This window comes from Pseudonocardia sp. P1 (assembly GCF_000178675.2).
Classification (GTDB): Bacteria; Actinomycetota; Actinomycetes; order Mycobacteriales; family Pseudonocardiaceae; genus Pseudonocardia.
Window position 1 is genome coordinate 3,313,566 of sequence record NZ_ADUJ02000001.1, and the last position, 11,935, is coordinate 3,325,500.

General features: G+C 71.9%; 13 protein-coding genes. 4 read left to right on the forward strand and 9 right to left on the reverse strand.

Annotated features, from left to right (window positions below):
- Nucleotides 1-28: 28 nt before the first annotated feature.
- Nucleotides 29-211 (forward strand): hypothetical protein, encoded by a 183-nt coding sequence (locus PP1_RS15040; RefSeq protein ID WP_010243963.1) that lies wholly within the window; start codon nucleotides 29-31, stop codon nucleotides 209-211.
- A gap of 15 nt (nucleotides 212-226) precedes the next feature.
- On the opposite strand, the gene PP1_RS15045 is transcribed toward PP1_RS15040, so the two are convergent.
- Nucleotides 227-532, reverse strand: a complete 306-nt coding sequence (locus tag PP1_RS15045; protein WP_075298992.1) for a hypothetical protein — start codon at nucleotides 530-532, stop codon at nucleotides 227-229.
- A 285-nt stretch (nucleotides 533-817) separates the two neighbouring features.
- Here PP1_RS15045 and leuA point away from each other — a divergent pair, with 285 nt between their 5' ends.
- Nucleotides 818-2,614 (forward strand): 2-isopropylmalate synthase, encoded by a 1,797-nt coding sequence (leuA, locus tag PP1_RS15050; RefSeq protein ID WP_010243967.1) that lies wholly within the window; start codon nucleotides 818-820, stop codon nucleotides 2,612-2,614.
- Between the two features lie 54 nt (nucleotides 2,615-2,668).
- On the opposite strand, the gene PP1_RS15055 is transcribed toward leuA, so the two are convergent.
- The 6 genes from PP1_RS15055 to PP1_RS15080 all read right to left on the reverse strand — a co-directional run bounded on the left by PP1_RS15055 (nucleotide 2,669) and on the right by PP1_RS15080 (nucleotide 9,444).
- Nucleotides 2,669-3,757, reverse strand: coding sequence for an ABC transporter ATP-binding protein (locus tag PP1_RS15055; RefSeq protein ID WP_010243969.1), 1,089 nt, complete (start codon nucleotides 3,755-3,757; stop codon nucleotides 2,669-2,671).
- Nucleotides 3,754-4,740, reverse strand: a complete 987-nt coding sequence (locus PP1_RS15060; RefSeq protein WP_010243971.1) for an ABC transporter ATP-binding protein — start codon at nucleotides 4,738-4,740, stop codon at nucleotides 3,754-3,756. Before PP1_RS15060 ends, PP1_RS15055 begins: the two co-directional genes overlap by 4 nt.
- Complete coding sequence (locus PP1_RS15065) at nucleotides 4,737-5,666, reverse strand: ABC transporter permease (protein ID WP_010243973.1); 930 nt, start codon at nucleotides 5,664-5,666, stop codon at nucleotides 4,737-4,739. Before PP1_RS15065 ends, PP1_RS15060 begins: the two co-directional genes overlap by 4 nt.
- Complete coding sequence (locus PP1_RS15070; protein ID WP_010243975.1) at nucleotides 5,663-6,667, reverse strand: ABC transporter permease; 1,005 nt, start codon at nucleotides 6,665-6,667, stop codon at nucleotides 5,663-5,665. The genes PP1_RS15065 and PP1_RS15070 overlap by 4 nt, the downstream gene beginning before the upstream one ends.
- Nucleotides 6,668-6,742: 75 nt before the next feature.
- Nucleotides 6,743-8,380: an ABC transporter substrate-binding protein gene (locus PP1_RS15075; protein WP_010243977.1), complete on the reverse strand. Its 1,638-nt coding sequence runs from the start codon at nucleotides 8,378-8,380 to the stop codon at nucleotides 6,743-6,745.
- A 167-nt stretch (nucleotides 8,381-8,547) separates the two neighbouring features.
- The gene (locus PP1_RS15080; RefSeq protein WP_010243979.1) at nucleotides 8,548-9,444 is read right to left on the reverse strand and encodes a helix-turn-helix domain-containing protein; all 897 of its coding nucleotides are present in this window, start codon (nucleotides 9,442-9,444) and stop codon (nucleotides 8,548-8,550) included.
- 287 nt (nucleotides 9,445-9,731) lie between these two features.
- Here PP1_RS15080 and PP1_RS15085 point away from each other — a divergent pair, with 287 nt between their 5' ends.
- Nucleotides 9,732-9,935, forward strand: coding sequence for a hypothetical protein (locus PP1_RS15085; RefSeq protein WP_029240143.1), 204 nt, complete (start codon nucleotides 9,732-9,734; stop codon nucleotides 9,933-9,935).
- Nucleotides 9,936-10,070: 135 nt separating this feature from the next.
- Here PP1_RS15085 and recR read toward each other — a convergent pair whose 3' ends face one another.
- Nucleotides 10,071-10,688, reverse strand: a complete 618-nt coding sequence (recR, locus tag PP1_RS15090) for a recombination mediator RecR (protein WP_010243983.1) — start codon at nucleotides 10,686-10,688, stop codon at nucleotides 10,071-10,073.
- A gap of 1 nt (nucleotide 10,689) precedes the next feature.
- Nucleotides 10,690-11,004, reverse strand: a complete 315-nt coding sequence (locus PP1_RS15095) for a YbaB/EbfC family nucleoid-associated protein (RefSeq protein WP_010243985.1) — start codon at nucleotides 11,002-11,004, stop codon at nucleotides 10,690-10,692.
- Between the two features lie 130 nt (nucleotides 11,005-11,134).
- On the opposite strand from PP1_RS15095, the gene PP1_RS15100 reads away from it, so the two are divergent.
- Entirely contained in the window at nucleotides 11,135-11,926 is a 792-nt protein-coding gene (locus PP1_RS15100; protein ID WP_139323745.1) for an N-acetylmuramoyl-L-alanine amidase, read from the forward strand.
- Nucleotides 11,927-11,935 lie beyond the last annotated feature (9 nt).

The following is an 11,935-nucleotide window of genomic DNA, read 5'->3' on the forward strand; positions in this document are numbered from 1 at the left end:
ACTGAGGCATTACAGCACCGTCGTCGTCGTGAGCACACCCCTGGAACACGAGTGGGAACCGGTGTCCCGCCACCGGACGTCCGACGGCGTCGTCAGCTACCTGCGGTGCCGGTGCGGGTCGTGGCGCATCCACATGGCAGCACAGGAGGCGGCGTCGGCCACGTCCGGGACGGTGGCCGAGCCCGTCCCCGGACGCCGGGTCGCGTCCTGACGGGCCGGATCCGGACTAGACGCGGCGCAGCAGCCGGACGACCACGGCCGTCACGATCATCCAGAGGATCGCCGCGACGCCGTAGTTCAGCGTCACCGCCATCTTCGGCTGCTCGGGGGTGAACAGGTTCGCCAGGCCCAGGTTGAACTGTGCGGCCCAGGTCGAGACGAACTCCGTCAGGAAGTTCTGCGGGTTCGCGTCGAGCAGGGTCAGCACGATGTGTGCGACCAGGATCGCGACGATGACCAGCCCGACGATCCGCACGATCGTCGCGATGATCCCGATCCCCTGCCGCACGGTGGTTCCCACGGTTGCCGCCATCGCACACCCTCCACGTCGTGACGGGTGCCATGTTCGCACCCGGAGCGCCTTCGCTGCCGGTCCAACGAGGGGGAACGCCCACAGTTGTGATCACTTCGTTGCGACCCGGCAACGATCGATCGGGTCTCCGGGTTGCCGTGCAACGGGGGTCCGGGTCTAACGTGGGGTCCATGGCGCGCCTGCTCCTTCGCCGCCGCGGCGGGGTCTGACCGACCGGCCCCTCGTCGCGGGGTTTCGCGTGTCCGCCGGTCGACGACCGCCGAAGCGCACACATGGAGCACCGAAGTGACCACGTCCCCGGACGCGTACGAGTCCCGCGCCAGCAGCAACGTCCGCACCCCCGCGGGTGCCCCGCACGCCGCCCAGCCCGCCTGGAACCGCCAGCGGGGCTCGCAGATGCCGTTCCACCGGTACAAGCCCTTCCATCAGCTGGTCGAACCGGTCTCGCTGCCGGACCGCACCTGGCCGGACAAGGTCATCGACCGCGCCCCGCTGTGGTGCGCGGTGGACCTGCGCGACGGCAACCAGGCGCTGATCGACCCGATGAGCCCGCTGCGCAAGCGCCGCATGTTCGACCTGCTGGTACGCATGGGCTACAAGCAGATCGAGGTCGGGTTCCCGGCGGCCAGCCAGACCGACTTCGACTTCGTCCGCGAGATCATCGACGAGGACGCGATCCCGGACGACGTCCAGATCCAGGTCCTGACCCAGGCCCGTCCCGAGCTGATCGAGCGGACCTTCGCCGCCTGCGAGGGCGCGCACTCGGCGGTCGTCCACCTCTACAACTCGACGTCGATCCTGCAGCGCCGGGTCGTGTTCCGCTCCGACCGCGCCGGGATCGCCAAGATCGCCACCGACGGCGCCGAGGAGGTCCAGCGCTTCTCCGAGAAGTACCCGGACACCGACTGGACCTTCCAGTACTCGCCGGAGTCCTACACCGGGACCGAGCTGCAGTACGCCGTCGACGTCTGCAACCAGGTCTCCGCGATCTGGCAGCCGACGCCGGAGCACCCGATGATCGTCAACCTGCCGGCGACGGTGGAGATGGCGACCCCGAACGTCTACGCCGACTCCATCGAGTGGATGCACCGGCACCTGGACCGCCGCGACGCGCTGGTCCTGTCCCTGCACCCGCACAACGACCGCGGTTCCGGGATCGCCGCCGCCGAGCTGGGCTACCAGGCCGGCGCCGACCGGATCGAGGGCTGCCTGTTCGGCAACGGCGAGCGCACCGGCAACGTCGACCTGGTCGCGCTGGGCATGAACCTGTTCACGCAGGGCGTCGACCCGCAGATCGACTTCTCGGACATCGACGAGGTCCGCCGCACCGTCGAGTACTGCAACCAGCTGCCGGTCCCGGAGCGCCACCCCTGGGGCGGCGACCTGGTCTACACCGCGTTCTCCGGCTCCCACCAGGACGCGATCAACAAGGGCTTCGACGCGATGCGCGCCGAGGCCGCCGAGGCCGGGCACCCGGTCGAGGAGCACCCGTGGGAGGTCCCGTACCTGCCGGTCGACCCGAAGGACATCGGCCGCACCTACGAGGCCGTCATCCGGGTCAACTCGCAGTCCGGCAAGGGCGGCATCGCCTACGTCATGAAGACCGAGCACCAGATGGAGCTGCCGCGCCGGCTCCAGATCGAGTTCTCGCACGTGATCCAGGCCTACACCGACACCGAGGGCGGTGAGGTCGAGCCGAAGACGATGCGCGACGCGTTCGACACCGAGTACCTGGGCCGCGAGACCCCGCTCAAGCTCGTGCGGCACCGGATCTCGAGCGACGGCGAGGGCCGCGACGAGATCGTCGCGACCGTCCGGGTGGAGTCCGACCTGCACGAGATCACCGGCTCCGGCAACGGCCCCATCGCCGCGTTCGTCGACGCGCTGGCCGGCATCGGGTTCGACGTCCGCGTCCTCGACTACCACGAGCACGCCATGGGCGGCGGGGACGACGCCCGCGCCGCGGCCTACGTCGAGTGCGCCGTCGACGAGAAGGTCTTCTGGGGCGTGGGCATCGACAGCTCGATCACCAGCGCGAGCCTCAAGGCCGTCGTGAGCGCGATCAACCGGGCACTGCGGTAGACGCTGGTGAGTGGTTGTCGCGGTCCTGACCGCGACAACCACTCACGAGCCGCGTCAGCGGCCCATGGCGTCGGTGATCGAGAAGGTGTGCTCCGGGACCTCGGGACCGGTGTCCGGGGCCGCGACCGTCTCCTCCGGCTCCACCCGGTGCGGGGTGATCCGGCCGTCCCGGATCGCCTCGGCGTGGTGGCAGGCCACCCGGTGCCCGGTCCCGATCTCCCGGAGCTCCGGGCGCTCGGTGTCGCACCGGTCGGCCTGTCGCCACGGGCAGCGGGTGTGGAACCGGCAGCCCGCCGGCGGCGCGGCGGGTGACGGCAGGTCACCGGTGAGCAGGATCCGCTCCCGGCCGTCCTCGGCGGACGGGTCGGGCTGCGGCACCGCGGAGAGCAGCGCCCGGGTGTAGGGGTGCAGCGGCTCGTCGTACAGCGCGCCGGCCGGCGCCTCCTCCACGATCGAGCCCAGGTACATCACCCCCACCCGGTCCGACACGTGCCGGACGACGGCGAGGTCGTGCGCGATCACGAGGTAGGTCAGGCCGAGCTCGCGCTGCAGCGAGCGCAGCAGGTTGAGCACCTGGGCCTGCACGGAGACGTCCAGCGCGGAGACCGGCTCGTCGGCGACGATCAGGTCCGGCTCCACGCACAGCGCCCGGGCGATCCCGATCCGCTGCCGCTGCCCGCCCGAGAACTCGTGCGGGTACCGGCCCAGCGCCGATGCGGGCAGCCCGACGGCGGTCATCAGCCCGCGCAGGCGTTCCGGGTCGTCGCCGAGCCCGTGCGCGGCCATGCCCTCACGCAGCATCGACCCGACCGACTGCCGCGGGTCCAGGCTGGACAGCGGATCCTGGAACACCATCTGGAACCGCTGCCGCATCCGGCGCAACGGCTCGCCCGACAGCGTCGCGACGTCGGTGCCGTCGAACGTCACGGACCCGGCGGTCGGATCGGTCAGCTTCAGGATCGCCCGCCCGAGGGTGGACTTCCCGCAGCCCGACTCCCCCACGAGCCCGTAGGTCTCGCCGCGCTCGATCCGCAGGGCCACGCCGTCGACCGCGCGGACGTGCCCGATCGTGCGCTGCACCAGCACGCCACGGGTGATCGGGAAGTGCACCTCGAGGCCGTCGACCTCCAGCAACGCGGTCATGCGTCGGCTCCCACCGGGTTGTGGCACCGCAGCAGCCGGTCGGGATCCGACTCGGCCACCGGTGTGCGGGACGTGCAGGTCTCCAGCGCGCGCGGGCACCGCGGGGCGAACGCGCACGCGTCGTCCCACGGGAGGTTGTCGGCCACCGACCCGCTGATGGCGGGCAGCTCGTCGGCCGGGTCCGAGTCCAGCCGCGGGATCGACCCGATCAGGCCCGACGTGTACGGGTGGCGCGGGCGGGCGAACAGGGCGTGCCGCTCGGCCCGCTCCACCACCCGTCCCCCGTAGAGGACGTTGACCCGGTCGCACAGCCCCGCGACGACGCCGAGGTCGTGCGTGATCATCACCAGTGCGGTCCCGGTCTCCGCGACGAGCTCGCGCAGCAGCTCCAGGATCTGCGCCTGGATGGTGACGTCGAGGGCGGTGGTCGGTTCGTCCGCGATCAGCAGCCGCGGCCGGCAGGCGAGCGCGATCGCGATCAGCGCGCGCTGCCGCATCCCGCCCGACATCTGGTGCGGGTACGAGGTCAGCCGCCGTGCCGGATCGGGGATCCCCACCCGGTCCAGCAGCGAGACCGCCTCGGCGCGGGCCTGCCCCTTCGACATGCCCCGGTGCCGGATCAGCGCCTCGGTGATCTGCACCCCGACCGGCACCACCGGGTTCAGCGAGGACAGCGGGTCCTGGAACACCATCCCGATGTCGCGGCCCCGGCGTTCCCGGAGCTCGGCGTCGGAGAGGGTGAGCAGGTCGACGGGCGGCTCGCCGTCGAGCGTCACCCGGCCGGACACCCGCGGGGTGCGGCCCGGCAGCAGGCCCATGATCGCCAGCGAGGTGACGGACTTGCCGCAGCCGGACTCACCGACCAGCCCCACGACCTCGCCGGGACGGACGTCGAACGACACCCCGTCGACGGCCGTGACGGTCGGCTCGCCCTTGCGCACGAACCGGACGGACAGGTCCTCCACGGACAGCAGCGGGTTCATCGGCGCCCCTTCGGGTCGAGGGCCTCGCGCAGCGACTCGCCGAGCAGCGTGAACCCGAGCGCGACGATGATGATCGCGATCGCCGGGTAGAACGCCAGTGCGGGCCGCACGTCCAGGTACGGCTGGGCCGACGCGAGCATCAGCCCCCACTCCGCACGGGCCGGGTCGGCGTCGCCGAGGCCGAGGAAGGACAGCGCGGCGGCGTCCAGGATGGCGGTGGCCAGTGTGAGCGTGGCCTGGACGATCACCGGCCCGATCGCATTGGGCAGCATGTGCCGCAGCACGACGGCCCGGCGCCGGACGCCGAGCGCGGTCGCCGCGAGGACGTGGTCGGACTCGCGCTGGGCGAGCATCGAGCCGCGCAGCAGCCGGGCGAAGATCGGAACGTTCACCAGCGCCACCGCGATGATCACCGTGGTCTGGCTGGGCCGGGCGGCGAGCGCGGCGATCGAGATCGCGAGCAGCAGCGACGGGATCGACAGCAGCACGTCGGTGACCCGCATGAGCACGGTGTCCACCCACCCGCCGACGGCGCCCGCGACCGCCCCGACGACGACCCCGGCGGCCAGCCCGAACAGCGTCGCCAGCACGCCGACCAGCAACGTCTGCCGCGAGGCCAGGATCATCCGGGAGAACTCGTCGCGGCCGTTCTGGTCCGAGCCGAACGGGAACCCGTCCTGCGGGCCGGGGATCGAGCCGGGCCGCAGCTCGTCGAGCAGCTCCGGGAACGCCTGACCCGGGTCGTGCGGCGCGATCAGCGGCGCGCACAGGGACACGAGCACGAACAGCCCGACGATGACGGCCCCGGTGATCGCCGTGGGGCTGCGCCGCAGCCGGCGCAGCGCGTCGGCGCCGAGACTGCGGCCCGCCGTGTCGTCGATCTTCTCGCGGCGGCGCTGCGCCCAGGTGGTGGTCGGGGCGCTCATCGCAGCCTCACCCTCGGGTCGATCAGCGCGTACGAGAGGTCGACGAGCAGGTTGACCAGGACGTAGATCAGCGCGCCGAGCAGCACGACGGCCTGCAGCCGCGGGTAGTCGCGGCGCTCGATGCCGACCGCGATCAGCGTCCCGATCCCGCCCCAGTTGAAGACCTTCTCGGTGAGCACCGCACCGGCGAGGAGCAGACCGGTCTGCAGACCGATCGTCGTCGACACCGGCAGCAGGGCGTTGCGCAGGACGTGCCGCCCACGGACCGTGCCGGGGGCGAGGCCCTTCGCGTTCGCGGTGCGGACGAAGTCGGACTCCAGCACGTCCAGCACGGACGCCCGGGTGATGCGGACGATCACGGCGAGCGGGATCGTCGCGAGCGTCAGCGCGGGCAGCACCAGGTGCACGATCGCGTCCCAGCTCGCGTCGAACTCGCGGGTCAGGAACCCGTCGAGGATCGCGAACCCGGTGACCGGCGTGGCGTCGATGTCGACCGCCTGCCGCCCGGACGGCGGGAGCAGCCCGAACTCGACGGCGAACACCTGCTTGAGCACGTAGCCGAGGAAGAACACCGGGACGGCGACGCCGACCAGGGTGGCCAGGATCGTCAGGTTGTCCCACGGCCGTCCGCGGTGGCGGGCCGCGACGTAGCCGAGCGGGATGCCGGCGAGCACCGCGATCAGCAGCGCGGCGGCCCCGAGCTCGATGGTGGCGGGCAGGGCCCGGCCCAGCTCGGTGAGAACCGGGTCGCCGCTGACCAGCGACGCCCCGAAGTCGCCGGTGGCAGCGCGGCCGAGATAGCGGAAGTACTGGATCCAGATCGGCTGGTCCAGGCCCAGGGTGCGGTTGAGCGCCGCGATCGACTCCGGGGTCGCCTTGTCGCCGAGCAGCGCCGTGGCCGGCCCGCCGGGCAGCGAGCGCAGCCAGGCGAACAACAGCACGGACAGGATCAGCAACGTGGGGATCACCTGGAGCAGGCGGCGCGCGACGAAGCGCAGCATGCGTGGATGTCCTCTGTGGTGGGGGACGGCACGGGCCCTCCGCGCCGCGGGGTCGCCGCGGCGCGGAGGACGTGGTCAGTTCTTGCTGACGGTGTAGAAGCGCTCGTCGGTCAGCGGGGACGGGACGACGCCCTGGACGTTGTCCTTCACGACGATCGCGGGACCGGTCGTCAGGATCGGCACGGCCGGGAGGTACTTCCCGACGATGTCGGAGTTGACCTGCTCGTACGCCGCGGCGTGGCCGGCCGGGTCCGGGATCGCGTCGGCCTTGGCGAGCGCGTCGTACATCGCCGGGTCCTGCGGGCCGAACTCCGCCTTCTCCCGGCCGAAGAACGTGCCGACGAAGTTGCCGGCGTCGTTGTAGTCGCCGGTCCAGCCGAGCATGTGGAGGTCGTGCTTGCCGGCCTTCTGGACGTCGTCCTTGTAGCCGCCGTTCCACGGCCGCGCGACCGGGTTCACGGTGATGCCCACGGCCTGGAGGTTCGCCGACATCGCCGAGAACAGGTCGGCCGGGTTCGGCATGTAGGGCCGGGTGACCTCGGTCGGGTAGTAGAAGTTCAGGGTCAGGTTCTGCGCACCGGCCTCGGCGAGCAGCTGCTTGGCCTTCTCCGGGTCGTACGGGTACTGGGTGACGTCCTGTGCGTAGCCCGCGACGGTCGGCGGGACGAACTCCTGCGCGACGGCCGAGCCCTCGGGCATCTTGGTCCGCACCAGCGACTCCCGGTCGATGGCGTAGGCGATCGCCTGCCGCACCCGGACGTCCTTCAGGGCGGGGTTGTTCTTGGTGTTGATGCCGACGTAGAGGATCGAGAACGGGTCACGGATCAGGATCTGGTTGCCCTGCTCCTTCAAGGTCCCGTAGTCGGCGGGGCTCGGGTAGTCGTAGCCGTCGATGGTGCCTGCGGCGAGCTCCTGCTTGCGGGCGTTCTCGTCCGGGATGACCTTGAAGATCAGCTTGTCGACCTTGGCCTTCTCGCCCCAGTAGTCGTCGTTGCGGGCGAGCGTGATGGTGCCGTTGGCCTTGTCGTAGCTCTCGAACCGGAACGGCCCGGTGCCGGTCGGGTGCTCGTTCGCGTAGGCCGGGTAGGTGAAGGAGTCACCGCTCTGGGTGACGGCGTCGGCGTCGTACTGCTGCAACGCCGTCGGGCTGGAGATCGACAGCGAGGTCAGTCCGAACGCGGCCGGGAACGCGCCCTTGAACTTGTTCAGCTGCAGCACCGCGGTGGTCGGGTTCTCCGCGGTGCAGGACTTGTAGACGGGGTCGCCGGAGGCATCGCCCTCGTTCTTCGCGAAGCCCTCGAAGACGTCGCCGTAGTAGATCATCTGGCTCTGGGCGGCGGCGCCCTGCATGGTGTACCAGCGGTCGAAGTTGAAGCAGACGGCCGCGGCGTCGAACGGTGTGCCGTCGTGGAACGTGACGCCCTCACGCAGGGTGAACGTCCAGGTCTTCCCGTCCGGTGACGACTGCCAGGACGTCGCCAGGCCGGGCTCCAGCTCCGTGGTGCCCTGCTTGTAGGTGATCAGGGTGTCGAACATCTGGCGCGCCGGGCGGAAGCTCTCGCCGTCGTCGTTCCAGATCGGGTCGAAGTTCTTCGGCGCACCGGCGGCACCGAAGACGAAGTTCCCGCCGCTCTCACCACCGGAGCCACCGCGCTCCGACGCCGCGCACGCCGTCATCGTCAGTGCCAGCAGCCCGGCCGTGGCCGCCGTCATCCACCGTCTGGCTCGCATCAGTTCCCCCACTCGGTAGCCGGGGCATGCCTCCACGATGTTTGCGCGGTGACACCCGGATGAACCGGGAACCTATAGCGGTCCGTTACCTGCCGGTAGACCTTCGCGTCACGAAAGGGCTACGAAGTGGGACGGATGTACCGTTCCCGTTACGCCGGGGCGGTGCCCGCGGCGGCGCGGTGCCGGTCCCGGTACGCCGTGACGACCTCACGGGACGCCTCCGGTTCGAGCGCGTCCCGGCGCACGTCGGCGAGCACCCGCCGGAAGGCGTCGAGATCCTTCGGCGAGTCGAGGAACGCCTCTCCCGTGTGACCCTCCGTGTGCACGAGGTCCGACCCGAGCTCGTCGGGGATCTCCAGCACCGCGACGCGTCCGGTGTGCGCCCGCTGGACGCCCGCCGAGAACGGCAGGACCAGCAGGATCACGTTCGGCAGCCGGGAGAGGTCGAGGAGCCGGTCCAGCTGCCCCGCCATCACCTCCGGGCCGCCGGTCCCCCGGGCGAGCACCGACTCGTCGATCACCGAGCGCAACCGCAGCGGCGGGTCGGCGGTGAGCGCCTCGTGCCGGCGGCGGCGCAGGTGGACCAGCTGGTCGATCTCCCACTCGTCGTGCCGGGGCAACCGGGCGCGGAGAACGGCGCGGGCGTACTCGGGCGTCTGCAGCAGGCCGTGCAGGACCGAGAGGTCGAACGCGTCGACGCCGACCGCATCGGTCTCCACGGCGGCGTACCGGCCCGGCGCGGGGAGCTCGTACCGATCGGTGCGCAGCCCCTCGGTGAAGGGTTCCCACCACCCCCGGGTCCGGCTCTGCGTGACGAGCCGCCGGAGCATGTCCGCCTCGACCTCGGCGACGCCACCGTAGAGGGCGAGGAGCGCGTCGACGTCACCGGCGCGGGGCACCCCCTTGCCGTTCTCCAGCCTGCTGATCTTCGAGGTCGAGCAGGCGAGGCCGCGGGCGACGTCGTCGAGCTTCATCCCGGCGTTGCCCCGCAGGCGGCGCAGCTCCGCACCGAGGCGGCGCCGCGCACCGACCGGCTCCTGCTCCACCCCGCCCTCCCGGTGCCTCCGGTCCGCCCGACCGCGGACCCCGGGTCATGCAACCACATCCCCCGTGCAATCTCCCGGGTCATGCAATTTTCATCAGCTTTGCAATTGCACGACACATCCGGATCCGGCACCCTGGGACGTACCCGGACGTGACGGGCAGCACACCGCACGGCACTGCCGGGGGACACACACCACGAGCAGAACAGAAGGGAGAACGACATGATCCGCAAGGCACAGGTGCCGCACACCGGCAAGCACCAGAGCACCCGCACCGGGCGGTGGTCGCCGTGATCGCCCTGGTCACGCTGGTCCTCTCCGGACTGGCGGTCGTCGTCATCACGGCGATCGTGATCGGGGTGACCGAGTCCCGCCAGAACGGGGCGTGGCGCCGGATCGCGGCCGAACGCCGGCGGGCGTGGGAGCGCAGGCAGCGCCAGCTGCACCGCAGCCCGCACCACGTCGACGCGTGGGGCGACGAGGACACCGACTAGAGGCACGACCCGGGCCCCGAGGCCCCGGGAGGAAGGAACGGCGCAGCGGCGGGGGGTTGCTGCGCCGGGTGGCCGGTCCACGTCCGTTCCGGACGGGGCCGGCCGTTCGCCGTTCCGGGGCCGGCCGTCCCGGATCTACAGCGCGCGACGGCCGGCGAGCGCGCGGCCGAGGGTCATCTCGTCGGCGAACTCGAGATCGCCGCCCATGGGCAGCCCCGACGCCAGCCGGGTGACGGTCAGCCCGGGGAAGTCCCGGAGCAGCCGGACCAGGTAGGTCGCCGTCGCCTCGCCCTCGGTGTTCGGGTCGGTGGCGATGATGACCTCGGAGATCGACGTCTCGTCCTGCGCGGGGCCGGTGCCACCGAGCCGGGCGAGCAGCTCGCGGATCCGCAGCGTGTCCGGGCCGACCCCGGCCAGCGGGTCGAGCGCGCCACCGAGCACGTGGTAGCGCCCCTTGAACTCGCGGGTCCGCTCCACGGCCAGGACGTCCTTGGGCTCCTCGACCACGCACAGCAGCGCCGGGTCACGGCGGGCGTCCGAGCAGTACCGGCAGCGGGTGTCGGAGGAGACGTTCCCGCAGACCTCGCAGAACGCGACGCCCTGCTTGACCGTCTGCAGGACCTCCTGGAGCCGGGCGATGTCCGCCGGATCCGCCGCCAGCAGGTGGAACGCGATCCGCTGGGCGCTCTTCGGACCGACGCCCGGCAGGCGGCCGAGCTCGTCGATCAGATCCTGTACGGGGCCTTCGAACACCTCAGGCGCCCGGGAGGCCCAGGCCGCCCATGTCGAGGCCGCCGGCCAGCGGGCCCATCTTCTCCTGCTGCAGCTCCTGGGCGCGGCGGACCGCGTCGGACATCGCGCCGGCGACGAGGTCCTGCAGGGTCTCGACGTCGTCCGGGTCGACGACCTTCGGGTCGATCCGGACCGAGCGCGGCTCCAGGCCGGCGGTGACGGTGACCTCGACGAGGCCGTTACCGGCCTGGCCGGTCACCTCCGCCTCGGCGAGCTCCGCCTGGGCCTGCTGCAGCTGCTGCTGCATCTTCTGAGCCTGCTGCAGGATCATCTGCATGTCGGGCTGACCGGGTTGCACGGCGTACCCCTCGCTGTCGGGTCCCGGCCCGCGCGTCCGGGTGTGTCACCCCGACACGGCCGGTGCGGACGTCTCCCCCACCAGGGTAGCCGTGTCAGGCTGTCGCACCGTGGTCACCCCGATCCGCTCCGCCGCCGTCGCCGCCCTGGCCGCAGCCGCGCTGTGCACGGGATGCACACCGCCGCCCGAGCCCGGCCCGGCCGCCGCGGACACCACCTCCCGGACCACCCCGGTCGCCGCCCGCACACCGGACCCGCCGGCACCGGTCGTGCTCCTCGATCCCGGCCACAACGGCGGGAACGCCGCGGCCCGGACGGCGATCACCCGCCAGGTCCCGGACGGGCGCGGTGGGACGAAACCGTGCAACACGACCGGCACCTCCACCTCGGACGGCTATCCCGAGCACGCCTTCACCTGGGACCTCGGCCAGCGGGTCCGGACCCGGCTGGAGGCCGCCGGGGTGCGGGTGGTCATGACCCGGACCGACGACGACGGCGTCGGCCCCTGCGTCGACGAGCGCGGCGCGGCCGCCCGCCGGGCCGGCGCCGTGGCCGCGGTGTCGCTGCACGCCGACGGATCGAGCCCCTCGGCCCGCGGCTTCCACGTCGCCTACGCGGACCCACCCGTGCACGGGACCGGACCGGAGTCGCTGCGGCTCGCCACCACGCTGCGCGACGCGCTGCGCTCCGACGGGATCCCGCCCGCCGACTACATCGGACGGGACGGACTCGACGGTCGCGACGACCTCGCCGGGCTGAACACGTCCGCCGTCCCTACAGCGCTGGTCGAGGCGGGGAACATGCGCAACCCCGCCGAGGCCGCGGCGATGTCGAGCCCGCAGGGCCGGGACCGCTACGCGGCCGCCGTGAGCGCCGGGGTGCTCGCCCACCTCGAGCGCTGACCCCGCGGG